Genomic DNA, 24618 nt, shown 5'->3' with positions numbered 1-24618 from the left:
GGCGCCTTACGGCATCGCCTCGAGCGCTTGGGCGAAGAAATCCGGGCCGCCGAAATTGCCCGACTTCAGCGCCAGCACCATCGCGGGCTCGCGGCCGACGGTATAGAGCACCGGCACGCCCGGCGCGATCTCGGCGCCGATGCGGAAGGCGGGCAAGGCCAGCGTGTCGACGACGGCGCCTGAGGTCTCACCGCCCGCCACCACCAGGCGGCGCACGCCGGCCTCCACCAGGCCGGCGGCGATCCGTGCCATCGCCTGTTCGATCGCATGGCCGGCGGCCTCGCGGCCGAGCTTCTGCTGCACCGCCGTCACCTGCTCCGGCGGCGCGCTGCTGGCGATCAGCACCGGCCCCTCTGTCATCTGCCGCACAGCCCAGGCGAGGGTGCGTCCGACCTCGCCGGGATCGGTGGCCAGCGCTTCGGGGTCGAGCCGCAGCGTCGGCATGGTCCGCTCCGCCGCCGCGATCTGGCCCAGGGTCGCCTGCGAGCAGCTTCCGGCCAGGATCGCGGCCGGGCCGCCGGTCGGAGCCGGCGCTTCGCCGGCGCCCTTGGCCGTGATCCGGCCGGCGGCGACCAGCGCCCGGGCGATGCCGAGGCCGAGGCCAGAGGCACCCGTCGAGACCGGCTGGTCCAGCGCCACCACGCCCAGCGTTTCCAGGTGCCGGTCCAGCACCGCGTCGGCGATGACTGCCCCGGCGCCTTCGGTCGCGAGCTGGCGGAGATAGGTCCGCACCGTCTGTGGCCCGGCCTCGACCGTGGCCAGCGGCAGCAGGGCGACCGGCGCCTTGCTCTGCCGGCTCAGAACACGGACCAGGTTCGAATCCCGCATCGGATTCAGCGGATGGTCCTTCAGCGGACTCTCATGCAGCGGCACGGTGCCGACGAAGAGATGGCCGAGATAGACCGTCCGCCCGGTCTCCGGGAAGGCGGGGGTGACCAGGGCCGGCCCGGCGCCGATCTCGGCCCGCAGCGCATCGGTCACCGGCCCGATATTGCCGGCGTCGGTCGAATCGAAGGTCGAGCAGATCTTGAACAGCACATGGCCGGCGCCGCGGCCGCGCAGCCAGCGTGCCGCGGCCAGGCTGCGCTCCACCGCCTCGGCCGCTGCGATCGACCGGCTCTTCAGCGCCACCACCACGGCATCGACCTCAGGGAGATCCAGGTCATCGTGCGGCACGCCGATGGTCTGGACCGTGCGCAGGCCCGCCTTGGACAGGGTGTTCGCCAGGTCGGAGGCGCCGGTGTAGTCGTCGGCGACGCAGCCGAGCACGAGGGTCATCGTCTCCTCCTCATCCTTCGCGACGGCCGGCATAGGGCGCGAACCAGCCCAGGCCTTCGAGGGTGCCGGCGCGGGGCCGGTACTCGCAGCCGATGAAACCGGCATAGCCCAGCCGCTCCAGCTCCTGGAACAAGAACGGATAGTTCAGCTCCTCGATATCCGGCTCGTGCCGCCCCGGCACGCTGGCGATCTGGACATGGCCGGTGATCGGCAGCAGCGCGCGCAGCGCCATGGTCACGTCGCCATGCAGGATCTGCCGGTGATAGCAGTCGAACTGCAGCTTCAGGTTCGGCAGGCCCAGCTCCTGGATCAGCGCCGCGGCCCGGTTGAAGTCGCCCAGGAAGTAACCCGGCATGTCGCGGGTGTTCAGCGGCTCCAGCAGGACGTCGACGCCCTTGGCGGCGAAGGCCTCAGCGGCGTAGGACACCGCGTCGCGCCAGGCCCGCTGCGCCTGTGGATCGGCGGGATCGGCATTCCCGCTCATCATGTGCACGCGGCCGACGCCGGTGGCCTCGGCATAGGTGAGGGCGGTGGCGACCGAGGCGCGGAACTCCCCCGCCCGTTCGGGCAGGGCCGCCAGGCCGCGCTCGCCCTTGGCCCAGTCGCCCGGCGGCAGATTGAATAGCGCCTGGGTCAGGCCGTTGCGCGACAGCCGCTCGGCGATCGCCTCGGGCGGATGCTCGTAGGGGAACAGGTATTCGACCGCGGTGAAGCCCGCCCCGGCCGCCGCGTCGAAGCGGTCGAGGAAGTCCCACTCGGTGAACATCAGGCTCAGATTGGCGGCGAAGCGCGGCATCGGTCTAACCCTCCTTCTTCGCGCCGGGCAGGTCGAGGCCGGCGATCTGGGCGTAGAGCCGGGCGACCGAGGCGTCGTCGTCCCGGCCCATGCCGGCGGCGGCGGTCATCAGGAACATCTGCAGGGCGGCGCCGGCCACCGGCACCGGGAACTTCCCGCTGCGCGCCATGTCCATGACGATACCGAGATCCTTGGTGAAGATGTCGACCGCGCTGCGCGGCGCATAGTCGCCGTCCAGCACATGCGGGATGCGATTCTCGAACATCCAGGAATTGCCGGCCGAGGCGGTGATCACCTCGTAGACCTTGCGGATGTCCAGGCCTTGCCGGGCGGCGAAGGCGATCGCCTCGCAGGCGGCGGCGATGTGCACCCCGGCCAGCAGCTGGTTCACCATCTTGAAGGCGGCGCCGATGCCCGGCTTGTCGCCGAGCTCGTACAGCTTCGCCGCCATGGCGTCGAGCGCGGGCCGGGCCGCGGCGAAGGCGGCCGCGCTGCCGGAGGCGAGAATGGTCAGCGCGCCCTCGGCCGCGCGCTGGGCGCCGCCGCTGATCGGGGCGTCGAGATAGTGCCGGCCGGTCGCCTCCAGCCGCTCGGCCAGGCTTCGCGCCGCCTCCGGCGCCATGGTGGCGGCGGAGACGAAAACCGCGCCCTCCGGCATCGCGGCGGCGCAACCGGTCTCGCCGAACAGCACCGATTCGGTCTGAGCCGCGTTGACCACGACAGAGACCACGATATCGGCGCCCGCAGCGGCCTCGGCCGGGGTGGCGGCGCCGGTGCCGCCGGCGGCGACCAGGCGCTCGACCGCGGCGGCGGAGAGGTCGCAGCCGGCGACCTCGAATCCGGCCCGGCGCAGCGACAGAGCCATGCCCAGACCCATCGAGCCCAGCCCGATCACGGCGGCGCGGCCAAGCGGTTTCGTCATTTCGATTCTCCTCGTCCGGATCCTAGCGGTTGACGAGCTTCGCGGGGGTGGTCAGGACGGCGGCGGCGCCCAGCACCAGCATGGCCGCCAGCATATACATGCCGAATTCGGTGCTGCCGGTCAGGTCCTTCAACAGGCCAATGGCATAGGGGCTGGCGAATCCGGCCAGGTTGCCGATCGAGTTGATCATGGCGATGCCGGCCGCCGCGGCGGCGCCGTGCAGGAAGGCGGTGGGCAGCGACCAGAACAGGGGCGCGCAGGTCAGGACGCCGGCCGCGGCCAGCGACAGGAAAGCGATCGCGACCGCGGTGTCGCTCGCGGTCGCCGCGACGACGAAGCCGACCGCGCCCATGCTGGCCGGGATCACCAAGTGCCAGCGGCGCTCGCGACGCCGGTCGGCGCTCTGCCCGAACAGGATCATGGCGACGACGGCGCACAGGAAGGGGATAGCGCTGATCAGGCCGATGTTGAGGTTGCCGGTAACGCCGGTTGCTTTGACCAGGGTCGGCATCCAGAAGGTCAGGCCGTACTGGCCGCTGACGAAAGCGAAATAGATGAAGCAGGACAGCCAGACCCGGCCGTCGCGGAACACGGCCCCGAGCGAGGTGGGGCTGTCCTTGCCCTTGGCATCGGCTGCGATCTCGCGCTCGATCACCGCCTTCTCCTCCTCGGTCAGCCACTTGGCCTCGCGGACGCTGTTGTCCAGCACGAACAGAACGGCGAGGCCGATCAGCACGGCCGGGATCGCCTCGATCAGGAACATCCACTGCCAGCCGGCCAGGCCATGCGCCTCGTGGAAAGCGTCCATGATCCAGCCCGACAGCGGATTGCCGAAGATGCCGGAGACCGGGATCGCGGCCATGAAGACGGCAATGATCCTGGCCCGGCGATGCGATGGGTACCAGTAGGTCAGGTACAGGATGATGCCGGGATAGAAGCCTGCCTCGGCCAGGCCCAGTAGGAAGCGCAGGGCGTAGAACCACGGCGCCGAGGGTACGAACATGAAGGCGGCCGAGACCACGCCCCAGGTGATCATGATCCGGGCGATCCAGACCCGGGCGCCGACCCGGTGCAGGATGACGTTGCTCGGCACTTCGAACAGGAAGTAGCCGACGAAGAAGATGCCGGCGCCCAGGCCGAACACCGCCTCGCTGAAGCCGAGGTCCTGCGACATCTGCAGCTTGGCGAAGCCGACATTCACGCGATCGAGATAGGCGACCACGTAGCACAGCATCAGGAACGGCACGATGCGCCAGAACACCTTGCGGTAGACCCGCTTCTCGATCGCTCCCGCCGCTTCGCGCGGCAACGGCATGGCTTCGGCGCTCATCCTTCCTCCCTCGGCTCGCCCGTGAGGGCAACTGACACCGGTATCATTCCCGGATCGCAGCCGATCAGCCCAAAAGTTTGGATTTCGCGACGTCAAGATGATATCGGTACCACTACTCATGGGCGAAGCCGTAAGCGGCGTCAAGCGCGAGGCTGCGAAGCGGTCGGAGCCGGGCGGTGCGAGGGCCTTCCGCTCGCACCCGGGATGCGGGGATGATGGGGGACCGAGTCGACGCAGAGGGTCCTGATGGCGCGCACGAGAAGGCCCGATCCCAGGGGCATCACGCTGGCGGATGTCGCGCGCGCCGCCGGGGTCAGCAAGATCACCGCGTCGCGGGTGCTGCGCGGCGGGCCGGTGGCCTCCGAGACACGCGACCGTGTGCTGGAGATCGTGAGGCGCCTCGGCTACGTGCCGAACCGCCTGGCCGGCACACTGTCCTCCGCCGGTTCGAATCTGGTCGGGGTAATCATCCCGTCGCTCGCGAACATCGTCTTTCCCGACGTGCTGCGCGGGGTGGAAGGCGTGCTCGACGCGGCCGGGTTCCGGCCGGTCGTCGGCGTCACGGATTACGACCCGGAGCGGGAGGAGGGGCTGATCGAGGCGATGCTGGCCTGGCGCCCGGCCGGGCTGATCGTCACCGGGCTGGAGCACACCGACCGCGGCCGGGCCATGCTTGCCAATGCCGGGATCCGGGTGGCGGAACTGATGGATCTCGACGGCACTGGGCTTGACATCGTCGTCGGCCTGTCGAACCGCGCCGTCGGCCGGGCCAGCGCCCGCCATCTGGTTGAGCGCGGCTATCGCCGCCTCGCCTATGTCGGCCACGATCTCGGCCACGACCGGCGTGCCGCGAAGCGGTTCGAGGGCTTCCGCGAGGCGCTGTCGGAGAGCCCGGCGGCCCTGGTCGCGACTGAGCTGCTCCCAGGCCGCTCTTCCGCCGCCTCGGGGCGGGAGGGGCTGGCCCGAATCCTCGACCGTGGCGAGCGGTTCGACGCGGTCTATTTCTCCAACGACGACATGGCGATGGGCGGCTGTTTCCTGTGCCTTGCCCGCGGCATCGCCGTCCCGGATCAGGTGGCGCTGTTCGGCTTCAACGGGCTCGATCTGGCCCAGGCGCTGCCGCAGCCGCTCTCCACCATCCGCTCGCCGCGGGTGCAGATGGGGGAGGTCGGGGCGCGGCTGGTCTGCGGCCGTGAGCCGCCAACCGTCGTCGATCTCGGCTTCGAGCTCATCGCCGGCGCCACGGCCTGATCAGGCAGGACAATGAAGGAAGGACACATGGACGAGACCAAGCTGCGCGAGGACATCTGCCGCTTCGGCCGCTCGCTGTTCGAGCGCGGGCTGACGCCCGGCTCCTCCGGCAACATCAGCGTGCGGCTGGATGACGGCGGCTGGCTGGTGACGCCCACCAACGCCTCGCTCGGCTTCCTCGACCCGGCGCGGCTGTCCCGGCTCGACGCCGAGGGCCAACTCCTGTTCGGCGACAAGCCGACCAAGGAGATCCCGCTGCACGGCGCCCTCTACGAGACGCGCGGCTCGGCCCGCGCCATCGTGCATCTGCACTCGACCCATTCGGTCGCGGTGTCGATGCTGCCGGGCATCGATCCCAAGGCGGTGCTGCCGCCGCTGACCGCCTATTACCTGATGCGGGTCGGGGCGACGGCGCTGGTGCCGTACTATCGGCCGGGCGACCCGGCCGTGGCCGACGCCATCCGCGGCCTCGCCGGTCGCTACTCCTCGGTGCTGCTGGCCAATCACGGCCCGGTGGTGGCGGGCGAGAGCCTGGAGGCCGCTGTCTACGCCACCGAGGAGCTGGAGGAGACGGCGAAGCTGCACCTGCTCCTGCGCGGGCTCAATCCGCGGCTACTGTCACCGGGGCAGATCGCGGAACTGAAGGAGGCGTTCAAGCTCGACCTGCCGGGGGATGGCGACCACGGGCACGAGCACTGAGAGAACGGGCTGGGCCGAAGTCTGCTCAGTCCTCGTCGGGCCCGGCGGCCCGGCGTGCCGCGACGCCGGCGTAGCGGCGCAGACTCCAGAGCAGGGGGGAGGCGTCGCGGGTTTCGACCTCGGTGACGAGGCCGACGAACAGGGTATGGGTCGTCACCTCGGTCAGGCCGATCAGGTGACAGTCGACCACGGCGACCGCGCCCTCCAGCTTCGGCCGGCCGGACGGCCAGGCGGACCAGGTGCCGCGGGAGAAGCGTTCCGAGCGGGGGATCGGCAGCTTGCCGGCGAAGGCGTCGGCGACCTCGGACTGGTCCTCGGCCAGCATGGCGACGGAGAAGCCCTCGGTCGCTTCGATCACCCCGGCCATGGCGCTGGTGCGGTCGATCGAGACCAGCATGGTCGGCGGCTCGGCCGACAGCGACATCACCGCCGTGGCCGTACGCCCGTGCCGGATGCCCTGCTCATCGGTGGCCCCGACCACGCAGACGGTCGCGGTCAGGCGCGACAGCGCCTCGGCGAAGCGGGTGCGGGAGACTGCCGGCGGGTGCTGCGGGTCCGGGTTTAGACGAAGCGAGGTGCGCGCGACCAAGGTCGGTTCCTGACGGCCATCGGTAGGAGCCGCCCGCCGGTCGGCCGGACCGGCGGGCGGGTTCGGCGTCAGGCGGCCTTCAGCTGGGCCTCGGCGAACTCGTAATTGGCGAGCTTGTCGAGGAAGTTCTGGGCGTAGTCCGGACGGCGGTTGCGGAAGTCCAGATAATAACTGTGTTCCCACACGTCGAGGCCGAGCAGCACCTTGCCCTCACCGGTAGCGAGCGGGTTCGAGCCGTTCGGGGTCTTGGTGATCTTCAGCTTGCCGTCCTTGGCCAGCACCAGCCAAGCCCAGCCGGAGCCGAACTGGCCGATGGCGGCCGCCTTGAACGCGTCCTTGAAGGCCTGCACGCCGCCGAGATCCTCGGTCAGCTTCTTCTCCAGCGCGCCGGGGATGCCACCGCCGTTTGGCGACAGGTTCTGCCAGAACAGGATATGGTTCCAGTGCTGGCCGGCATTGTTGAACACCGGCGCCAGGTTGTCCTTGCCGTAGGCGAAGGTGACGATCTCGTCGAGCGACTTGCCCTTCAGCGAATCGTCCTTCTCGACGAAGCCGTTCAGCGCCGTGACATAGGCCTGGTGGTGCTTGCCGTGATGCAGCTCCAGCGTCTCCTGGCACATCCCGCGCTCGGCGAGAGCGTTGTGCGAATAGGGCAGCGAAGGGAGTTCAAACGCCATGGTCGTGCTCACTTTCTGATCGGCTTGGTTGCGGAAGGATACGGTAGGCGCAACGGCGCGCCCCCGCCTGGATGTGCTCCGTCCGCTCCACCCGGGCCTCGGGCCCGAGCACGCGGCGGAACAAGTCGAGCTCGGAGCGGCAGAAGCCCTGGCAGGCCGCCGCCGCGGCGCAGATCGGACAATGATTCTCGACTAGAAGGAAGCCGTTTTCGTCTTCCTCCCACCCAGCCATGTAGCCCTCGCGCGTGCGAAGGCCAGCCAGGGTCGCGACCCGGTCGCGCAGCGTCGCCGCACCGGCCACGGCATCGCCGTAGCGGGCGGTGGTCTCGGCCTCGCGCGCGGCGATCAGCCGGTCGAGTGCCGCCTCGCCCAGCTCGCGCCGGATGCCGGCGATCAGTCCGGCCACCATCTCGGCATGGCCGTCGGGGAACCGGGCGTGGCCGGCGGCGGTGAGGGACCAGAGCTGGACCGGACGGCCGACCCCGGCGCGCTGCGGCGCCGATTCCACCAGCCCGGCCTCGGCCAGCTTGACCAGTTGTTGCCGTGCCGCCTCCCCGGTGGTGCCGAGCGCGGCCCCGAGCGCTGCCGCGCTCTGGCTGCCGCGTGTCTTCAGCAGCAGGAGCAACCGCTCGGCTGCCGTCGCCGGCTCCCGGGAAGGATTATTGTCAAAGTCCATGCTTTGAAAAGTAGACGGTGGAGACCGGGACCGCAAGCATCGCGCGGGACGCCACATGGCAGGGCGTCATCGCGGCCCCTTCCGCTCCGCTCGAAATCGGGGCCAAGCTGGCATCGTGCTCCTTCAGCGAGTCGACCCGCATGAAATCCGGCCTCCTTTCGTCCTGGCAGCTCTGGGCCTTGCTCTCCGCCGCCTTCGCCGCGCTGACCGCGATCTTCGCCAAGGTCGGGGTCGAGGCGATCAACTCCGACCTCGCCACCTTCATCCGCACCGTCGTCATCCTGCTGGCGATCGGCGGCATCGTCGCCGCCACCGGGCAGTTCCAGCCGGCGTCGTCGATCTCCAGCCGCACCTGGGCCTTCCTGGTGCTGTCCGGCCTAGCCACCGGGGCCTCCTGGCTCTGCTACTTCCGGGCGCTGAAGCTCGGCCAGGCGGGGCAGGTGGCGCCGATCGACAAGCTCAGCGTCGTGCTGGTGGCGGTGTTCGGAGCGATCTTCCTGGGCGAAAACCTGTCCGGACTGGGCTGGCTCGGCGTGGCGCTGATCGGCGCCGGCGCCGTATTGGTGGCTGTCGCATGACGGACGGCCCGATCTGCCGGCGGATGCGGCCGGAGGAGGCGGGGGAGCTCGCGGCGCTTCTCGGCGCGGCCTTCGGAAACCCGCGCTTCGGGCCGGTCGTGGCGCGGCTCTCCCGCATGCCCAATGCCGCGATCCATGTGCTGGAGGCCGACGGCGCATTGTGCGCCGGGGCGGCGGTGGTCGATTACGGCCGGGTGGCCTATCTCGGCATCGTCGGCACCGATCCGGCGGCGCAGGGGCGCGGCTTCGGCCGCCGCATCGTCGAGGCGGCGCTGGCCCCGGTGCCGGCCGACCGCGTGATCCTGCTCGACGCCTCGCCCTCCGGCGCGCCGCTCTACGAGAAGCTCGGCTTCGTCGACGTCGACGCCTCGGTGGTGCTGGAGGCGCCGGGGCCGGTGGAGGCTCCGCCAGTGCCCGGCCTCGCATCAATAGCGGCGGGCGACCTCCCCGCTGTCGTCGCCTATGACGCCGCGGTGTTCGGCGCCGACCGCGCGACCGGGCTCACCGAGCTGTTCCGCGAGCATCCCGACGGCGTGGTCTGCCGCCGCGACGGGCGGGTGGTCGGCTACGGGCTGCGCCATCCGGACCGGATCGGCCCGGTCCTGGCCGAGAATCAGGAGACCGCGGCGGCCCTGGTCGCGGCGCTCTCAGCTCTCGCGCCGGCGGGGCCGATGACGATCACCGTGCCCTCCAGCCACGCCGCCATGCTCGATCACCTGCGCAGCCGCGGCGTGCCCGAGCTGCGCCGGCTGCGCCACATGCGCCGTGGCGGCGACCGTCACCCGAGCGACCGTGGGCGCATCGCCGTCATGGCCAGTTTCCACCTCGGGTGATGCAGCGGGTTCACTTCTCCGCCAGCGCTGCCAGGATCCGTGCCCAGGAGCGGATGCCCTTGTGGAAGCTGGTCAGGTCGTATTTCTCGTTCGGGCTGTGCACCCGGTCGTCGTCCAGCGCGAAGCCGACCAGCAGCGAATCCATGCCCAGCAGGCGCTTGAAGGCGCCGACCACCGGGATCGACCCGCCGCAGCCGGCCAAAGCGGCCGGCCGACTCCATTCGTCCTGCAGCGCGGCCCGGGCGCGGGTCAGGGCCGGGCTGTCGATCGGCAGCGCCAACGCCGGGCTGCCCTTCTCCGAATGGAACTCCGCCGTGCAGTCCGCCGGCAGCCGCGCCCGCACGAAGGCGTAGAAGGCATCGCGGATCTTGATCGGATCCTGCTCGCCGACGAGGCGGAACGACACCTTCGCATGGGCCTTGGAGGGGATCACCGTCTTGCTGCCCTCGCCGGTATAGCCGCCCCAGACGCCGTTGACGTCGCAGGTCGGCCGCGCCCACAGCCGCTCCAGCGCCGTGCGGTCGCGCTCCCCGGCCGGGACCGACAGCCCGATCTGGCCCAGGAACGCGGCCTCGTCGAAGCCCATCACCTGCCACTGCGCCTTCAGCTGGGTCGGGGTCTCGGGCACGCCGTCGTAGAAGCCGGGAATGGCGATGCGGCCATCCTCGTCGTGCAGCGCCGCCAGGATCTTCGTCAGGACATGGATCGGGTTGCGGGCCGAACCGCCGAACATGCCGGAATGCAGGTCGCGATTGGCTGCGGTGACCGTCACCTGCTCATAGACCATGCCGCGCAGGCTGGTGGTGATCGCCGGGGTCTTCGGGTCCCACATGCCGGTGTCGCAGACCAGCGCGAGATCCTTCGACAGCTCCTGCCGGTTCGCCTCCAGGAACGGGATCAGACTGGGGCTGCCGGATTCCTCCTCGCCCTCGCAGAACACGGTGATCGGCAGGGGCAGCGCGCCGGTGACCGCCTTCCAGGCGCGACACGCCTCGAGGAAGGTCAGGAGCTGGCCCTTGTCGTCCGAGGCGCCGCGGGCACGGATGCGAGTCACGCCGTCGGCGCCGGTCTCGATCCGCGGCTCGAAGGGCGGGTGGTCCCACAGCTCCAGCGGATCGACCGGCTGTACATCATAGTGGCCATAGAACAGCACTGACGGCCCGGCCCCTCCGGGGGCATGGCCGACCACCATCGGGTGGCCGGGCGTCGGCCGCACCTCGGCCGCGAAGCCGATCTCGCCCAGGCTGGCGGCCAGCCATTCAGCGGCGGCGCGGCACTGGTCCATATAGGCGGGGTCGGTCGAGATGCTGGGCTGGCGCAGGAATGCCATCAGCCGGTCGAGGCTGGAGTCGAGGCCGGCATCGACGGCCGACAGGACCTGATCGAGCGTGCTCACGGGAAAAATGTCCTCTGGAATCGGGGGCTGGAGCGACCCTAGAGCAGATCCGGTCCCGGCGGAACCGGGGAAGGGGCATGCCTACAGCGCCTTCCGCCCTGCCATGTGCCGGAGATAGGCGATGACCTGCTCGATCTCGCGGTCGCTCATCTGCTCCGGCGTGAAGCCCTGCATCTTGCGGTCCGGCCAGTCGCGCACCGAGGCCGGGTCGCGGATCAGCGCGTGCAGCGCCGCAGGCGACAGGTACTCGGTCGGATTCATCGGCCGGTTCAGATCAGGACCCACCTCGGCCGATCCGGCGCCGTTCAGCTTGTGGCAGACCAGGCACTGGGTGACGAACAGCGTCTGGCCACTGCGGATCGGGTCGGCGGCTGGCAGGGCCGGGTCGACCGCGAGCTCGGGCCAGCGCGTGGCGGGCGAGGGCTGGGTCGTCAGCCGGGCCATCTGGTAGGGCCATTGCTCGCTGCGCACCGTGGCGGCCTGATCGCCGGTCCAGACCAGGTAGAACGGGCCCGCGCTCACCGTCTTCCCCGGCAGGGCGGGCCAGGAGGCATCCGCCGGCTCGACCGCCACCCAGGCGATGACGGCCTTCGGGTCGGTGTTGACGACCAGGTCGACCGGCAGCTGCGCGGCGTAGCCGTCCGTCGCCACCGCCTCGATGACGGTGTCAGGCGGCGGCGTCAGCCCCTCGATCAGCGCCGCCAGCGGCACCGCGCGATAGGTCATCGCGCGGCCGTAGATGGCGTCCTTCTTGACCTCGATCGTGGCGGCGTCGGGCCGGGCCAGAAGCTGGTCGCGGGTGAAATGACGGCTGTCGCCGCCGATGGTCAGGTCGAGCGCCGGCTCAGCAGCGCCGGCGGTGGCGGCCCACAGCAGCAGGCCGATGACAGCGAAGATGCGCATGGAAGCCTCCCCCTCGCGGCGAGAATGCGCCGCGCTTCAGGAGTAGGAAACCATGCCGCCGGATAAGTCGCCAGCCCGCCGGACGGTCAGGCCGCCTTCCCGGCCGGCGTCGCCGGCCTGACCGGCGTGTCCCCGGCCAGCAGCTGCCCCGAATCGCCCTCCAGCGCCTCCAGCCGCAGCAGCGCCAGGCCGATGCCGTCGCGGCTCGACCGCAGCTCTCCGGCCTCGCGGCCGTCGCGCAGGATCGGCGTGCCGGGCTCGGGCGCCGGGCCGTCCAGAACCACCGGCGCCAAGCGTTTCTTCACCAGGCCGCGATAGCGGGTGCGCGCTGTCAGCTCCTGGCCCATGTAGCAGCCCTTGTCCCAGGAGATGGCGTTCAGCGAATCGTAATTCGCCTCCAGCAGCACCGTCTTCTCCGGCACCAGGTCGCGGCTGCCGTCCGGCACGCCCAAGGACAGGCGCAGCCGGTCCCAGGCCTCCGGGCCGGCTTCGGCCAGGCCAAGGCCCTCCAGGGTGGTCTTGGCGGTCGCCTTCGGCAGCAGCGCCCGGGCGCCCAGCGCCGCCAGCCGGGCATCGACATGGGCCACGCCGTCGGCCAGGGGCCCCGCGGCTCCAGGTTCGTCCGGCAGGGCGAGCGCGGCCCGCCCGGCCTCGCCCGGAATCGCGGCCACCGCCCAGTCGGCGGTCGCCTCGGCCAGCTCGACCTTGGAGCGCAGCTTATATAGGCGCAGCCGCCGCAGCAGATCGGCGCCGCGCCCGGCCTCGCAGTCGATCAGCCAGGCGTCACCCAGCGCGACCACGTGGAAGTCGTGCAGATACTTGCCTTGCGGCGTCAGGAAGGCGGCGAAGACGGCGCGCTCGGGCGCCACCTTCCGCATGTCGTTGGAGACCAGCCCCTGCAGGAAGGCAGCACGGTCCTCGCCGGTCAGGCGCAGGACGTCGCGTTCCAGGAAGGTGAATTCGGCCATGGCTTCGCCCGGTTGCGGATCTGCTCGTGTTGCAGGCATCTCAGCAAGAGGTGGGCCAAGACCGGCGGCGGCGCAAGCATCCGCGAACGTGGCCGGCGACGGAAGCTGCGCCCTGCGGCGTGAAGGGGACATAGGGCACCCACGGCGGTGCGCAATGTCGAGAGCATCATGAAGACGAAGTGGATTGTCGGTTCCGCGCTGGTCGCCCTTGTCGCCGGGACAGCGATGGCAGCCACCCAGGGCACGCCCGATGGTGGTTGGCGCGGCGGCTTCTTCCGCCAGCTCGACACCAACAAGGACGGCAAGATCGAGCGGGCGGAGGTCCAGGCCTGGTCCGAGGCGCGGTTCAAGGAACTCGACACGGCAGGTGACGGGGCGCTGACCAAGGCGCAGTATGTCGACGCCATGATCGCGAAGATCCGTCCCCGCCTGGAACAGCGTTTCGACAAGCTCGACGCCGACAAGGACGGCAAGGTGACTGCGGCCGAGTACGAGGCGCCGGCTCTGGCCCGCTTCGACCGCCGCGACACCGGCAAGACGGGTGTTCTGTCGATCGATGACCTCAAGTCCCACCGCAACTGACGCGTGGCCGAGAGCGACGATGCCCTGGTGGCGGCGGTGGCGGCGGGAGACGCCGCCGCCTGCCGCCGCCTGGTCGACCGGCATCTCGGGCGCCTGCTCGCCTTCGCCCAGCGCATGCTGGGCAGCCGCGCCGATGCCGAGGACGTGGCCCAGGACGCGTTCCTGGCCCTGTGGAAGGAGGCCGGGCGCTGGCGGCCCGACGGCAGCGCGACGGTCTCGACCTGGCTCACCCGCGTCACCTACAACCGGGCGATCGATAGGCTGCGGCGGCAGCCTTCGGTCGCGCTCGACGCGGTGCCGGAGCCGCCGGACCCCGCCGCCGGCGCCGAGGCCGGGTTGCAGCGCGCCCGGGTCTCGCGCCGGGTGGCCGAGGCGCTGGCCCAGCTGCCCGAGCGGCAGCGCGCGGCCATCCTGCTCAGCCACTATGAGGGCCAGGGCAATCGCGAGATCGGCGAGGCGCTCGGGGTCGGGGTCGAAGCGGTGGAATCGCTCCTGGCGCGCGGCCGGCGCGCCCTCCGCCAGGCGCTGGCGGCGGAGCGGGCCGATCTGATGGGAGATGTGTGACATGGCCGAGATGACGCTCGATCGGTTCCTCGATCTGCTCGACCGGCACGGTCCGGTGATCGACCGCTGGCCGGCGCCGGAGCGGGACGGGGCGGAGGCGCTGCTGGCGGCGTCGGCGGAGGCGCGATCCGCCATGGCCGACGCCCGGGCGCTGGTCGTGGCCCTGAACGACCTGCGGGTGGCCCCGCCTTCGGCGGCGTTGCTCGGCCGCATCCTCGATGCCGCGCCGCGGCCGCGCCGCTGGATCGCGGAGATCCTGTCCTGGCGGCCGGCGGTGGCCTTCGCCGCGGCGCTGGTGGTGGGCGTCTGGCTCGGCGCCATGGTTCCGACGGCGCAGACCGGCGAGGATGACTGGTCGATCGTGGGCTTCGCCATGGCCGACGACGTGTCGCCCTTCGGAGGAACGCCGTGACCGCACGTTCCTGGCGCTGGGCCTTCGTCGCCTCGCTGGCGCTCAACCTCCTGTTGCTGGGCGTGATCGGCACCACGTGGTGGCGCTGGGATTCGCGGTCCGGCCAGTCGGCGCTGGCCGAAGCCGTCGCGACGCTGCCGGAGCCCGACCGTGCCGCGCTGGGGCAGTTGCTCGATCGGCGCCGGGCCGAAGGCAAGGCGATCTGGGACGAGCTGCGCCAGCTGCGCGCCGCGGCGAACGAGGCGCTGTCGGCCCAGCCTTACGATCCGGACCGGGCGGCGGCGGCATTCGCGGCGCTGCGCGAAAAATCGAACGAGCTGCGCGGGGTGGTCCAGTCGACGGTGCTCGAGATCATGCCCAGGCTGCCGGCCGAACAGCGGCGGAAGCTGCTCGAACGCCGGGACGCGCTGTGGCGGCTCTAGGACCGTCGGCCCTTACCGGGTCTCGATCGGCCGCAGGATCAGGACGTCGATGTCCTGGCCGGGCGTGAAGTTGGTCTTCCGCACCTCGAACTGTGTCGGCGAGATCTTCTTCACCCCCTCGGCGCAGAAGCTGACGAGGTTCCGGGCCTCGCCCTTGTCGACCACCAGCCGGAAGTCCCCGATCGGTGCCGCCCAGTTGGCCCCGGTCGTCAGGATATAGGAGATGCGCTGCTCGCTGAACGGCATGCCGTCCTTGCCGGCTTTGGCCTGTGCCCGCCTGACCGCGGCGAGGAAGCTCTGGTCGATGCAGTAGGTCCGCAGGTCGTCCGCGTATTCAGTGCTGCCGGCGGCATAGGAGGAGCCGATGACAGATCCGACGCTCTCGCCGGTGCCGGGCGTGTAGCGGTGCTCGATCAACACCTCGCGGCCGGCGGGGAAGGTCTGCTGGAAGTGATAGGTGGTCTTGAGCGTCCAGCTCGGGACCACGTGCTGCTCCCAGCCCTTGCCGGCGTCGAACTCGTTGACGGCGGCGAGGCCGAGCTTGATCAGCTCGTCCCGTTGCGCCCTCGGCAGTGCGGTCAGCCCGTCATAGTCGGCGTCCGGATACAGCGGCACGCCCAGCCTGCGCAGCAGCGCCGTCTGGTCGACCCCGTTGCCGAAGGCCTTGACCTCGACGTCGGTCCTCACCGGCTTGCCGTCGGCCTTGGTCGAGAAGTCGAGGAAGTTCTCCGTGCCGGGGTGCGGGACGGCGGTCAGGCCGTCGATGAAATCGAGAGTGACGTCCGGCATCGGGAAGGCGACCGTCACGGTCCTGTCCTGCGCCGACCGGTTGAAGAAGCGGTAGGTGACTCGGATCTCTTTGGCCGAGACGTAGAGATCCTCGGACCGCATCTCGATATCGTCGGTCTTCGTCAGCACGAGGCCGCCGGCCGCCAGCTCCGCCGTCGAATCATTGGCGCGGGCCGCGCCGGCCGGGGGGAGAAGGGCGGCCAGCACGATCGGAAGGACGACGGCGGGGGAGGTGTTCATGATCAGCTCCTGGCGGTTGGCTCTCGGCCCGGAATCACGCGGGAGAACAGGTTTTTCCAAGATAGCGGACGCTGTGCTTCGTCAAAACCAGCGTTCCCGCGTTACAGGCGGAGGGCGGCGGTTGTCGTAAGCGGATGCCGTGCTGATATGCGACGCGGATCATCGGCGTCGGCGTCGATGAGGTGCTGTTCCCGGTCGGCTGCGCCCTGGTGATCTTCCCGTGTCGGTCCATCCGTCTGGCGCGATAGCGTCCCTCTACCCATGCCGCTGCTCTTCGCTCCGTGCATGGCCGGTCCGAGCCTCGCCACACTCTGATCCCCTTGCGTTCCCGCCCCGTTCGGCGCTATCAGGGCGCCGCATGCCGCATTGTGCCGATCGGCCCATGCCGAGGCGCGCTGCGACACCCCGATGCCGCGAAACGAAGCGGCGTTCGGGAACAATGGGTGTTGCGTGGTCGTTAAAGCCAACAAAATCAGTGAGTTGCAAAACTCGATCCGTGCATCGTTTCGATTGTTTCCGTTCTTGCGTCTCCCTATACTCCGCGCCGCTCAGGCTCGGAAGAAGGCCGGCACGTCAGACAGTGAGTGGTTGTTGCGATGACAGCGATGCTTCTGCCCCCGGATTATCGGCCGTCGGATGATGAGGATTTCATGAATCCGATGATGCTGGAATATTTCCGGCGCAAGCTTCTGAAGTGGCGGGCCGACCTCCTCGCCGAATCCAATGCGACCCTGAACAGCCTGCAGGACGGCGGCATCCAGGAGCCGGATCTGACCGACCGGGCCTCCGCCGAGACCGACCGCTCGCTCGAGCTCAGGACCCGCGACCGTGAGCGCAAGCTCCTCTCCAAGATCGACGCGGCGATGCGCCGGATCGAGGACGGCACCTACGGGCTCTGCGAGGAGACGGGCGAGCCGATCGGCGTCAAGCGGCTCGAGGCTCGGCCGACCGCGACGCTGAGCCTCGAGGCGCAGGAGCGCCACGAGCGGCTGGAGCGGACCCACCGCGACGATTGACCGATGCGGCGCCGAAAGGCGCCGTTCTCGTCTCCGCCCCACTGCTCGTGCTAGGGTGGCGTCGAGGGGCTTTTAGATCGAGGATATTCGATGCTTCGTGGCGCTGCGCTTTTCGCCGCTCTTCTCGCCGTCTCGGGCTGCGGGATCGATCCGGTGACTCCGAAGGAGACCCGCGTCGACTATGCGGGCTTCATCAACAGTGCGGATCAGGCCGCCATCTACGCCAACGCGCAATGCGCCCAGCTCAACCGGCTGGCCGTGTTTAAGGCCGAGGACGTGGTCGACGGCCGCAAGGGCGCGACCTTCCAGTGCCTGCCGGTGCCGAACTGCTATCCGGCCGAAGCGGCAGCGCCGGGGCAGCCGGTTCCGCTGACGCCGGCGGCCCAGGGCGCTGCGCTGCCCGTCGCGGCCGGGCCGGGGCAGCCCTACACTGTTCCGCCCGCCGCGGCAGCCCGGCTGCCGGGCCCGATCGTGGCAATGGCCCCGGTGTCCTCGGCGCGCGACCGCCGCGCCGCACGGCGCACGGCAGAAGGGCCGTCCGTCGAGGCGCAGTCGGACGACACCTACATCCCCTTTGCCGCCGCTCCGGTGGCGGCCGGCGAGCAGCCGCAGCGCGTGCCGTCCTTCGAGGTGATCGGCGTTCCGACCGGCCCGAATCCGGTCTCGGCGGAAGTCCCGGGCCCGCAGCCCGAAGGCTCCTACGCGACCGCCGCAGCGCCGAGCTGGCAGCGGGCGGTGACCTGCAAGCCCAACGCCACGCTGCCCCTGGCCGTGGATCGGCTGCCGACCGGCGACGTCTATCCGTTCTGATCAGCTGCCTGCGCTCTCTGTCGTCGCCTGCCGGGAAAACGCCGCCCGGCAGGCACTGCGCAGCGCGCTCTTGCGCTAATCTTCCTTTTACCTCAAGCTTCCTGTCCTATTCCGGAGGGGCCGTCACGACAGAATCTGTCCAGTTCCCGATAATTTTCCGAAAATTATTTATCTTCTATCCATAGAGGGGTGCCGCATGGTGGCGGGAACAAAACTCAACGATGTGCTGACCGGTGATGCGGGCGACAATCGGCTGGATGGCCTGGACGGCGACGACCGTCTGTCCGGGCTCGGTGGCAATGACCTGCTGATCGGCGGCGCCGGCGCCGACGTCCTGGATGGCGGCGATGGTTTTGACCTCGCCTCCTATTACACTTCTGCCGCAGGCGTGACCGTCAACCTCGCCAGCCGCACGGCTGCCGGGGGCGAGGCGCAGGGCGACACGCTGACCGGGATCGAGGATCTCGAAGGCAGCGACTGGAACGACACGCTGACCGGCGGTGGCGGTGAGAACTGGCTGTATGGCCTGGACGGCAACGACCGGCTTTCGGGCGGTGACGGCGACGATCTGCTGAACGGCGGCGCGGGGGCTGACATCCTCGACGGCGGCGGCGGAAACAATATCGCCTCTTATGTCGGATCGGCCCGTGGCGTCTCCGTTGATCTCGTCCAGGGCCGGGGTGCCTATGGCGATGCGGATGGTGATTCGCTGAGCCGGATCACCGATGTGGTCGGATCCGATTTCGCCGACACGCTGATCGGAAACCAAGCCGACAATTATCTCTACGGGGAAGCCGGCGACGACATCCTCATGGGAAATGCGGGCGATGACCTTTTGAGCGGAGGCTCCGGTGCGGACGCGCTTTATGGCGGGGCCGGGGTCAATGCGGCATCGTATAGCCGATCGTCGTCCGCGGTCGCAGTCAACCTCGCGACCGGCGTCTTGGGCGCCGGCGACGCGCAGGGTGATAGATTGTATCAGATCTCGGATCTGATCGGATCGGATTTCAACGACTTCCTGACCGGAGATGCCGGCAACAACTGGCTCGGCGGCGGCGCGGGCGCCGATCTGCTCGCCGGCGGCAACGGGGACGATGTGCTGAGAGGGGGTGCGGGGGCCGACACGCTGTTGGGCGAGAGCGGAGATGATGTGCTCAATGGTGGCGCGGGCGCGGACACCCTCTATGGCGGGGGCGGGTTCAATGTGGCGTCTTATAGCGAATCGTCGTCTGCGGTCGCGATCAACCTTGCGACCCGGATCCTGGGCGCTGGCGATGCCCAGGGCGATAAGCTGTACGACATCACGGATCTGATCGGATCGAATTTCAACGACTTCCTGACCGGCAACGCTGGCAACAACTGGCTCTTCGGCGGCGCCGGCAATGATTTGCTCGCCGGCGGCAACGGAAATGACCTGTTAGAGGGGGGGGCAGGCGTCGACACGTTGTTGGGCGAGGCCGGAAACGATGTGCTCGAGGGCGGCGCCGGCGCGGACACGCTTTATGGCGGAGCCGGATTCAACACGGCGTCCTATGCCGGGTCGGCGTCCGCGGTCGCGGTCAATCTCGCAACCGGTGTCTTGGGAGCGGGCGATGCCGAAGGCGACAAGCTGTACCAGATCACGGATCTGATCGGGTCGGACTTCAACGACTTTCTCACCGGAGACGCGGGCAGCAATTGGCTCTCGGGCGGTGCCGGCAGCGACCTGCTGGCCGGGGGCGATGGGAATGATGTGCTGGAAGGAGGCGCCGGCGCGGACCTGCTTTACGGCGGGGCCGGATCCAACGCGGCGTCCTATGCCGAATCGGCATCAGCGGTATCGATCAACATCGCCACCGGCGTCTTGGGTGGTGGTGACGCGAAGGGTGACAAGCTGTACCAGATCACCGATCTGTTCGGGTCGGGCTTCAACGACTCCCTTGTCGGGAATGCCGGTGACAACTGGCTTTCCGGTGGCGCCGGCTCGGACTATATCGCCGGCGGCGCCGGGAATGATGTGCTGGAAGGAGGGGCCGGCGCGGATTCGCTTTTTGGCGGGGCCGGGTTCAATGCGGCGTCCTATTCCGGATCGGCAGCCGCGGTGTCGATCAATCTCGCGACCGGCGTCCTGGGCGCAGGCGACGCGCAGGGTGACAGGCTGTATCAGATCACCGGTCTGATCGGATCGGATTTCAACGATTTCCTGACCGGGGACGGAAGCGGCAACTGGCTCTCCGGTGGCGCCGGCAGCGATCTGCTCTCCGGCGGCAGCGGGAATGATCTGCTGGAAGGGGGAACGGGCGCCGACGTGTTGGCCGGGGGATCCGGTGCGGATACTTTCCTGTATCTGGACGTTGCCGACAGCGGTGTCAGCGCGGCCGCACGCGACCGGATCGTGGATTTCCTCTGGGAGCGCGATCAGATCGACCTGTCGGAGATCGATGCCAATACCGCTGCAGGGGGCGACCAAGCCTTCCGGTTCGTCGGCACCGCCGGCTTCTCCGGTGCGGCCGGGCAACTGCGATACTTCGCTGAGGGGGGCGCGCTGATCGTTGCCGGTGATGTCAATGGTGACCGGGTGGCCGACTTCACCATCGCCGTCGAAACCAGCGCAAGGACCCTTTCGGCATCGGATTTCGTCCTGTAGCGGATCCGCATTGTCCAGGGCCGGATCCCTTCCTCGGTCCGGCCCTATGCGCTCAGCTTTGCCCTCACGGGATCGCCCGGATCGGCAGGTGGATGTCGGTGACCAGCTCCGCGGCCGGGGTGCTGCGCGGGTCGTTGAGGTATTCCTCGAAGATCGGCGCCTCGGCCGGTTCGGCGCCGCTGGTCGGCAGCCAGGTGCGGTACAGCCAGGCGTAGGACCGCTCCAGCTCGGCATACGGGCCGGTGTGCCGCAGCACCGCATGCGGCCCGCCGGCGACGGTCAGGATGGCGACGTCGCCTTCTCCCGCGATGCCCTCCGGCACCTCCAGGCAGGCATCGGAGCGCAGCGCGTCGGGCGGCACCGCGGCCGGGTCGTCGTAATAGACGCCTAGGCTGCGCGCGCCGGGGCGCAGCAGCTGGCGGGCGCGGGCCCAGGCCATAAGGCGGTCGAACGCGCGGCCGATCTCCATGTAGGGGCCGGTATGGCGGATGGCGGCGACTCGGATCGGCGCCAGGGTGCGGTAGGTCACGTCGGGCATGATGGCTTCTCCTTCGGGTGAGTCGAAGGGGAACGATCGGCGCGTGCCGCGATAGGCGCCCGGTGGACGGCCGTAGCGCGCGGCGAAGGCGCGGCTGAAGGCGGCGGCGCTGCCGTAGCCCGCCTGGCGGGCGATGCGCGCCACCGCCGTCTCGCTGTCCAGCAGCGTCCCGGCGGCGCGGTGCAGGCGCAGCCGGCGCACCGTCTCGGCCACCGTCTCGCCCAGCAGGTACCGGTAGGCCCGGTGGAAGTGGTAGGGCGAGAAGCAGGCCACATCCGCCAACCGCTCCAGGTCGATCGGATCGTCGAGATGGGCGGCGATGTGGTCGATCACTCGCTGGATGCGGGCGAGGTGGCGGTCGAGCGTGGCGTCCTTCGGCATCGATTCGTTCTCCCGGCCCTGGTGTTAGCCCGAAGCGGATTGATCCTGCTTGCCAAGTGCGACCGCGGAAGGGCCGTGGAACAGCCGCTCTTGCTTGATGTGAACAAAACGTGTACAAGAGCTGCATTGACGCGGCGTATGGCGCCATGCAACTGGAAAGGACAGGTGATGTCGATCCCGACTCTCCGTGTTGTGGATAAAGCCCCGATGGACAAGACCAAGGCGCTGGAAGCCGCCCTGACCCAGATCGAACGGGCCTTCGGCAAGGGCTCGGTGATGAAGCTCGGAGCGCGGCCCCAGATCGAGGCGGAAGTGATCTCGACCGGGTCGCTCGGCCTCGACATCGCGCTCGGCATCGGCGGCCTGCCGAAGGGCCGGATCGTCGAGATCTACGGGCCGGAGAGCTCCGGCAAGACCACGCTGGCGCTGCATGCAGTGGCCGAGGCGCAGAAGGCCGGCGGCACCTGTGCCTATGTCGACGCGGAGCATGCGCTCGACCCGACCTATGCCCGCAAGCTCGGCGTCAACATCGACGAGCTGCTGATCTCGCAGCCCGATGCCGGCGAGCAGGCGCTTGAAATCACCGACACGCTGGTCCGCTCCGGCGCGATCGACGTGGTGGTGGTCGATTCGGTGGCGGCGCTGGTGCCTCGGGCCGAGCTCGAGGGCGAGATGGGTGACAATCAGCCCGGCCTGCAGGCCCGGCTGATGAGCCAGGCGATGCGCAAGCTCACCGGCTCGATCGCGCGGTCCAACTGCCTTGTCATCTTCATCAACCAGATCCGTCTGAAGATCGGCGTGATGTTCGGCAACCCAGAGACGACGACGGGCGGCAACGCGCTGAAGTTCTACTCCTCGATCCGGCTCGACATCCGCCGCATCGGCGCGATCAAGGACCGCGAGACCGTCACCGGCAACCAGACCCGGGTGAAGGTGGTGAAGAACAAGATGGCGCCGCCGTTCCGCGCCGTCGAATTCGACATCATGTATGGCGAGGGCGTGTCGAAGACCGGCGAGCTGCTCGACCTCGGCGTCCAGGCCGGGGTGGTGGAGAAGTCTGGCGCCTGGTTCTCCTATGACGGCCAGCGTATCGGCCAGGGCCGCGAAAACGCCAAGCTGTTCCTGCGCGACAACCCTGAGACGGCGAAGGCGATCGAGGCCAAGATCCGGGCCAATGCCGGCCTCGTCTCCGACCGCATGATGACCGCTGGCGGGACGGAGGATGGCGGCGACGGCGACGAGTGACGCTGCTGTCCTCCGTCCTGACCCTCCGTCCGCAATGGAAAGGCCCGGGTTTCCGGGCCTTTTCCGTTGCCGGGCGGATCGTGCTATGTCCCCGCCCATGACCGACCCGATCGTCACCCGCTTCGCCCCTAGCCCGACCGGCCTGCTGCATGTCGGCAATGTCCGCACCGCGCTGGTCTGCTGGCTCGCCGCCCGCGCCTCGGGCGGCCGCTTCCTGCTGCGGCTCGACGACACCGATACCGAGCGGGGCAGTCCCGAATTCGCCGCGGCGATCGAGCAGGATCTGCGCTGGCTCGGCCTCGACTGGGACGGCTTCGCCCGCCAGTCCGACCGCACCGACCGCTACCGGGCGGCGCAGGATCGGCTGAAGGCGGCCGGCCGGCTCTATCCCTGCTACGAGACGGCGGAGGAGCTGGAGCTCAAGCGCAAGAGCCTGCTGGCCCGCGGCCTGCCGCCGCTCTACGACCGCGCCGCGCTGGCCCTGACCGACGCCGACCGCGCCCGGCTCGAAGCCGAGGGGCATCGGCCGCACTGGCGCTTCAAGATGGCGGATGCGCCGATCGAATGGGACGACAAGGTCCGCGGCCGGGTCCATTTCAACGGCCGCGACATTTCCGACCCGGTGCTGGTGCGCGAGGACGGGCGGGCGCTCTATCATATCGGCTCGGTGGTCGACGACATCGACATGGGCATCACCCTGGTGGTGCGCGGCGAGGATCATGTCGCCAACACCGCCATGCACATTCAGCTCGCCGAGGCGCTGGGGGCCGCGCCGCCGGCCTATGCCCACACCTCGCTGATCGCCGATGCCGAGGGCCACGGCCTGTCCAAACGGCTGGGCAGCCTATCGCTGCGGAGCCTGCGGGAGCAGGGGATCGAGCCGATGGCAGTGACCAGCCTGCTGGCCAAGCTCGGCACCTCCGACCCGGTCGAGCCGCGGCTCTCGCTCGACCAACTCGTCGCCGAGTTCGACTTCGCCAAGTTCTCCCGCACCATCCCGCGCTTCGATCCGGCCGAGCTCGAGCGGCTCAACGGCCGGATCCTGCACGAGATGCCCTATGCCGCGGTGCGCGACCGGCTGGCGGCGCTCGGCCTCGGCGCCGTCGACGAGTCTGCCTGGGCGGTGCTGCGCCCGAACCTGCAGCGGTTGGAGGACGCGGTCGATTGGTGGCGGGTCGTCACCGGGCCGGTCACGCCGGTCGTTGCCGATGCGGCGCTGCTGTCCGCCGCGGCCGAGCTGCTGCCGCCAGAGCCTTGGGGCGATGCCACCTGGGGCGAGTGGACCGCGGCGGTGCGCGAGCGCACCGGGGTCAAGGGCAAGCCCCTGTTCCTGACCCTGCGTCTGGCCCTGACCGGCCGCGACCACGGCCCGGAGCTGCGCGGCCTCTTGCCGCGGATCGGCCGGGAGCGGTCGCTGGCCCGGCTCTCCGGCCGTGTGGCTTGAACGCCCCACCATCCTAAAACTTGGCTAAAACTTGTCCTTGCCCCTCTTGGCGTCGACCCGCGGTCGGGAGTAAGAAGCCGCCATGACCGACGAGACTCTGCCTGCCCAGGACACCTCGGCGTTGCCGGTGGCTGCGGTCTTCCTCGACGTCGCGTCGCTGCCCGGCGACGAGCCGGAGGACCTTGCCCGCATCCTCGGCGCGCTCGGCACCGTCTGCCGCCCGGCCCGCCGCATCGCCTATGCCGATTGGGCGGAGCTGTCCGATCTGCGCGGCGTCGCCCACCGCCACGGCTTCGACCAGGTGCAGACCACCGAGACCGAGCCGGGCCGAGTTGCCGCCTCGCTGCGCCTCGTGGTCGACGCCATGGAGATGGCGCTGCTCGATCGCGGCATCGACACCGTGGTGCTGGTGACCGGCAATGCCGCGCTGCTGCCGCTGGTCCGCAGCCTGCGCCGCCACGGCAAGCGGGTGATCGCCATCGGCCCCGCCCGCCGCATCGACCCGCTGTTCCAGGCGGAATGCGACCGCTTCGTCGACAGCGTGGCGCTGGGCCGCCCGGTCCAGACGCGGGCCGAGAGCCGCCCGGCCGCGGCGCCGGTCGCAGCCCGTCCGGCCGCGGCGCTTCGCCCCGAGCCGGCGCCCGCCCAGACCC

General features: G+C 69.7%; 26 protein-coding genes. 14 read left to right on the top strand and 12 right to left on the bottom strand.

Annotated elements, in window-relative coordinates; all coding sequences use genetic code 11:
- Window positions 1-6: 6 nt before the first annotated feature.
- The 4 genes from otnK to KXR53_RS33130 are packed head-to-tail and all read right to left on the bottom strand — an operon-like array spanning window position 7 to window position 4326.
- On the bottom strand, window positions 7-1278 hold the full coding sequence (gene otnK, locus KXR53_RS33145; protein WP_437379901.1) for a 3-oxo-tetronate kinase: 1272 nt from the start codon (window positions 1276-1278) through the stop codon (window positions 7-9).
- 10 nt (window positions 1279-1288) lie between these two features.
- On the bottom strand, window positions 1289-2074 hold the full coding sequence (otnI, locus tag KXR53_RS33140; protein ID WP_437379900.1) for a 2-oxo-tetronate isomerase: 786 nt from the start codon (window positions 2072-2074) through the stop codon (window positions 1289-1291).
- Between the two features lie 4 nt (window positions 2075-2078).
- Complete coding sequence (gene ltnD / locus KXR53_RS33135) at window positions 2079-2996, bottom strand: L-threonate dehydrogenase (protein ID WP_437379899.1); 918 nt, start codon at window positions 2994-2996, stop codon at window positions 2079-2081.
- A gap of 22 nt (window positions 2997-3018) precedes the next feature.
- The gene (locus KXR53_RS33130) at window positions 3019-4326 is read right to left on the bottom strand and encodes an MFS transporter (RefSeq protein ID WP_437379898.1); all 1308 of its coding nucleotides are present in this window, start codon (window positions 4324-4326) and stop codon (window positions 3019-3021) included.
- 246 nt (window positions 4327-4572) lie between these two features.
- On the opposite strand from KXR53_RS33130, the gene KXR53_RS33125 reads away from it, so the two are divergent.
- Window positions 4573-5577, top strand: coding sequence for a LacI family DNA-binding transcriptional regulator (locus KXR53_RS33125; RefSeq protein WP_437379897.1), 1005 nt, complete (start codon window positions 4573-4575; stop codon window positions 5575-5577).
- Window positions 5578-5604: 27 nt separating this feature from the next.
- Window positions 5605-6276: a 3-oxo-tetronate 4-phosphate decarboxylase gene (otnC, locus tag KXR53_RS33120; protein WP_437379896.1), complete on the top strand. Its 672-nt coding sequence runs from the start codon at window positions 5605-5607 to the stop codon at window positions 6274-6276.
- A gap of 25 nt (window positions 6277-6301) precedes the next feature.
- Here the strand turns inward: otnC and KXR53_RS33115 are convergent, their stop codons facing one another.
- From KXR53_RS33115 to KXR53_RS33105, 3 genes are all read right to left on the bottom strand, one after another.
- Window positions 6302-6865 carry a flavin reductase family protein gene (locus tag KXR53_RS33115; protein WP_437379895.1) on the bottom strand — a complete coding sequence of 188 codons (564 nt, stop codon included), beginning with the start codon at window positions 6863-6865 and terminating at the stop codon, window positions 6302-6304.
- Window positions 6866-6933: 68 nt separating this feature from the next.
- Entirely contained in the window at window positions 6934-7542 is a 609-nt protein-coding gene (locus KXR53_RS33110; RefSeq protein ID WP_437379894.1) for a superoxide dismutase, read from the bottom strand.
- Window positions 7532-8167 carry a helix-turn-helix transcriptional regulator gene (locus KXR53_RS33105; RefSeq protein ID WP_437379893.1) on the bottom strand — a complete coding sequence of 212 codons (636 nt, stop codon included), beginning with the start codon at window positions 8165-8167 and terminating at the stop codon, window positions 7532-7534. Before KXR53_RS33105 ends, KXR53_RS33110 begins: the two co-directional genes overlap by 11 nt.
- 191 nt (window positions 8168-8358) lie before the next feature.
- Here KXR53_RS33105 and KXR53_RS33100 point away from each other — a divergent pair, with 191 nt between their 5' ends.
- A complete protein-coding gene (locus tag KXR53_RS33100; protein WP_437379892.1) occupies window positions 8359-8796 on the top strand; it encodes an EamA family transporter in 438 nt (145 codons plus the stop codon).
- A complete protein-coding gene (locus tag KXR53_RS33095; RefSeq protein WP_437379891.1) occupies window positions 8793-9629 on the top strand; it encodes a GNAT family N-acetyltransferase in 837 nt (278 codons plus the stop codon). Before KXR53_RS33100 ends, KXR53_RS33095 begins: the two co-directional genes overlap by 4 nt.
- 10 nt (window positions 9630-9639) lie before the next feature.
- Here the strand turns inward: KXR53_RS33095 and KXR53_RS33090 are convergent, their stop codons facing one another.
- The 3 genes from KXR53_RS33090 to ygfZ all read right to left on the bottom strand — a co-directional run bounded on the left by KXR53_RS33090 (window position 9640) and on the right by ygfZ (window position 12896).
- Window positions 9640-11025: a M20/M25/M40 family metallo-hydrolase gene (locus tag KXR53_RS33090; protein WP_437379890.1), complete on the bottom strand. Its 1386-nt coding sequence runs from the start codon at window positions 11023-11025 to the stop codon at window positions 9640-9642.
- An 81-nt stretch (window positions 11026-11106) separates the two neighbouring features.
- Window positions 11107-11928 (bottom strand): c-type cytochrome, encoded by an 822-nt coding sequence (locus tag KXR53_RS33085; RefSeq protein ID WP_437379889.1) that lies wholly within the window; start codon window positions 11926-11928, stop codon window positions 11107-11109.
- An 86-nt stretch (window positions 11929-12014) separates the two neighbouring features.
- On the bottom strand, window positions 12015-12896 hold the full coding sequence (gene ygfZ / locus KXR53_RS33080) for a CAF17-like 4Fe-4S cluster assembly/insertion protein YgfZ (RefSeq protein ID WP_437379888.1): 882 nt from the start codon (window positions 12894-12896) through the stop codon (window positions 12015-12017).
- Between the two features lie 168 nt (window positions 12897-13064).
- On the opposite strand from ygfZ, the gene KXR53_RS33075 reads away from it, so the two are divergent.
- From KXR53_RS33075 to KXR53_RS33060, 4 genes are read left to right on the top strand one after another with little or no spacing between them, the layout of a single operon-like run.
- Window positions 13065-13478 (top strand): EF-hand domain-containing protein, encoded by a 414-nt coding sequence (locus KXR53_RS33075; RefSeq protein WP_437379887.1) that lies wholly within the window; start codon window positions 13065-13067, stop codon window positions 13476-13478.
- 3 nt (window positions 13479-13481) lie between these two features.
- On the top strand, window positions 13482-14042 hold the full coding sequence (locus KXR53_RS33070; RefSeq protein WP_437379886.1) for an RNA polymerase sigma factor: 561 nt from the start codon (window positions 13482-13484) through the stop codon (window positions 14040-14042).
- A 1-nt stretch (window position 14043) separates the two neighbouring features.
- Window positions 14044-14454 (top strand): hypothetical protein, encoded by a 411-nt coding sequence (locus KXR53_RS33065; protein WP_437379885.1) that lies wholly within the window; start codon window positions 14044-14046, stop codon window positions 14452-14454.
- Window positions 14451-14876 (top strand): periplasmic heavy metal sensor, encoded by a 426-nt coding sequence (locus KXR53_RS33060; RefSeq protein WP_437379884.1) that lies wholly within the window; start codon window positions 14451-14453, stop codon window positions 14874-14876. The genes KXR53_RS33065 and KXR53_RS33060 overlap by 4 nt, the downstream gene beginning before the upstream one ends.
- 12 nt (window positions 14877-14888) lie before the next feature.
- Here KXR53_RS33060 and KXR53_RS33055 read toward each other — a convergent pair whose 3' ends face one another.
- Window positions 14889-15905, bottom strand: a complete 1017-nt coding sequence (locus KXR53_RS33055) for a DUF4424 domain-containing protein (protein ID WP_437379883.1) — start codon at window positions 15903-15905, stop codon at window positions 14889-14891.
- Window positions 15906-16501: 596 nt separating this feature from the next.
- Between KXR53_RS33055 and dksA the strand changes: the two genes are divergently transcribed.
- The 3 genes from dksA (at window position 16502) to KXR53_RS33040 (ending at window position 20357) form a co-directional block, all read left to right on the top strand.
- A complete protein-coding gene (gene dksA, locus KXR53_RS33050; protein ID WP_437379882.1) occupies window positions 16502-16921 on the top strand; it encodes an RNA polymerase-binding protein DksA in 420 nt (139 codons plus the stop codon).
- Between the two features lie 90 nt (window positions 16922-17011).
- The gene (locus KXR53_RS33045) at window positions 17012-17731 is read left to right on the top strand and encodes a hypothetical protein (protein ID WP_437379881.1); all 720 of its coding nucleotides are present in this window, start codon (window positions 17012-17014) and stop codon (window positions 17729-17731) included.
- Between the two features lie 196 nt (window positions 17732-17927).
- A complete protein-coding gene (locus KXR53_RS33040) occupies window positions 17928-20357 on the top strand; it encodes a calcium-binding protein (RefSeq protein WP_437379880.1) in 2430 nt (809 codons plus the stop codon).
- A gap of 64 nt (window positions 20358-20421) precedes the next feature.
- Here KXR53_RS33040 and KXR53_RS33035 read toward each other — a convergent pair whose 3' ends face one another.
- Window positions 20422-21276 (bottom strand): AraC family transcriptional regulator, encoded by an 855-nt coding sequence (locus KXR53_RS33035; RefSeq protein WP_437379879.1) that lies wholly within the window; start codon window positions 21274-21276, stop codon window positions 20422-20424.
- A 168-nt stretch (window positions 21277-21444) separates the two neighbouring features.
- Here KXR53_RS33035 and recA point away from each other — a divergent pair, with 168 nt between their 5' ends.
- From recA to KXR53_RS33020, 3 genes are all read left to right on the top strand, one after another.
- Window positions 21445-22521, top strand: a complete 1077-nt coding sequence (gene recA / locus KXR53_RS33030) for a recombinase RecA (RefSeq protein ID WP_437379878.1) — start codon at window positions 21445-21447, stop codon at window positions 22519-22521.
- An 85-nt stretch (window positions 22522-22606) separates the two neighbouring features.
- Window positions 22607-23965, top strand: coding sequence for a glutamate--tRNA ligase (gltX, locus tag KXR53_RS33025; protein ID WP_437379877.1), 1359 nt, complete (start codon window positions 22607-22609; stop codon window positions 23963-23965).
- Between the two features lie 82 nt (window positions 23966-24047).
- A partial coding sequence (locus KXR53_RS33020) for an NYN domain-containing protein (protein ID WP_437379876.1) occupies window positions 24048-24618 on the top strand: 571 nt, incomplete at its 3' end.

It is taken from the genome of Inquilinus limosus, assembly GCF_051487185.1.
GTDB lineage: Bacteria > Pseudomonadota > Alphaproteobacteria > DSM-16000 > Inquilinaceae > Inquilinus > Inquilinus limosus_F.
This window is presented reverse-complemented; position numbering and strand designations above follow the sequence as displayed.

Excerpts from the sequence above, each read along its gene's own strand:
- otnK (WP_437379901.1), bottom strand. The coding sequence starts at position 1,278 with ATGACCCTCGTGCTCGGCTGCGTCGCCGACGACTACACCGGCGCCTCC.
- otnI (WP_437379900.1), bottom strand. The coding sequence starts at position 2,074 with ATGCCGCGCTTCGCCGCCAATCTGAGCCTGATGTTCACCGAGTGGGAC.
- ltnD (WP_437379899.1), bottom strand. The coding sequence starts at position 2,996 with ATGACGAAACCGCTTGGCCGCGCCGCCGTGATCGGGCTGGGCTCGATG.
- KXR53_RS33130 (WP_437379898.1), bottom strand. The coding sequence starts at position 4,326 with ATGAGCGCCGAAGCCATGCCGTTGCCGCGCGAAGCGGCGGGAGCGATC.
- KXR53_RS33125 (WP_437379897.1), top strand. The coding sequence starts at position 4,573 with ATGGCGCGCACGAGAAGGCCCGATCCCAGGGGCATCACGCTGGCGGAT.
- otnC (WP_437379896.1), top strand. The coding sequence starts at position 5,605 with ATGGACGAGACCAAGCTGCGCGAGGACATCTGCCGCTTCGGCCGCTCG.
- KXR53_RS33110 (WP_437379894.1), bottom strand. The coding sequence starts at position 7,542 with ATGGCGTTTGAACTCCCTTCGCTGCCCTATTCGCACAACGCTCTCGCC.
- KXR53_RS33100 (WP_437379892.1), top strand. The coding sequence starts at position 8,359 with ATGAAATCCGGCCTCCTTTCGTCCTGGCAGCTCTGGGCCTTGCTCTCC.
- KXR53_RS33095 (WP_437379891.1), top strand. The coding sequence starts at position 8,793 with ATGACGGACGGCCCGATCTGCCGGCGGATGCGGCCGGAGGAGGCGGGG.
- KXR53_RS33085 (WP_437379889.1), bottom strand. The coding sequence starts at position 11,928 with ATGCGCATCTTCGCTGTCATCGGCCTGCTGCTGTGGGCCGCCACCGCC.
- ygfZ (WP_437379888.1), bottom strand. The coding sequence starts at position 12,896 with ATGGCCGAATTCACCTTCCTGGAACGCGACGTCCTGCGCCTGACCGGC.
- KXR53_RS33075 (WP_437379887.1), top strand. The coding sequence starts at position 13,065 with ATGAAGACGAAGTGGATTGTCGGTTCCGCGCTGGTCGCCCTTGTCGCC.
- KXR53_RS33065 (WP_437379885.1), top strand. The coding sequence starts at position 14,044 with ATGGCCGAGATGACGCTCGATCGGTTCCTCGATCTGCTCGACCGGCAC.
- KXR53_RS33055 (WP_437379883.1), bottom strand. The coding sequence starts at position 15,905 with ATGAACACCTCCCCCGCCGTCGTCCTTCCGATCGTGCTGGCCGCCCTT.
- dksA (WP_437379882.1), top strand. The coding sequence starts at position 16,502 with ATGACAGCGATGCTTCTGCCCCCGGATTATCGGCCGTCGGATGATGAG.
- KXR53_RS33045 (WP_437379881.1), top strand. The coding sequence starts at position 17,012 with ATGCTTCGTGGCGCTGCGCTTTTCGCCGCTCTTCTCGCCGTCTCGGGC.
- KXR53_RS33040 (WP_437379880.1), top strand. The coding sequence starts at position 17,928 with ATGGTGGCGGGAACAAAACTCAACGATGTGCTGACCGGTGATGCGGGC.
- KXR53_RS33035 (WP_437379879.1), bottom strand. The coding sequence starts at position 21,276 with ATGCCGAAGGACGCCACGCTCGACCGCCACCTCGCCCGCATCCAGCGA.
- recA (WP_437379878.1), top strand. The coding sequence starts at position 21,445 with ATGTCGATCCCGACTCTCCGTGTTGTGGATAAAGCCCCGATGGACAAG.
- gltX (WP_437379877.1), top strand. The coding sequence starts at position 22,607 with ATGTCCCCGCCCATGACCGACCCGATCGTCACCCGCTTCGCCCCTAGC.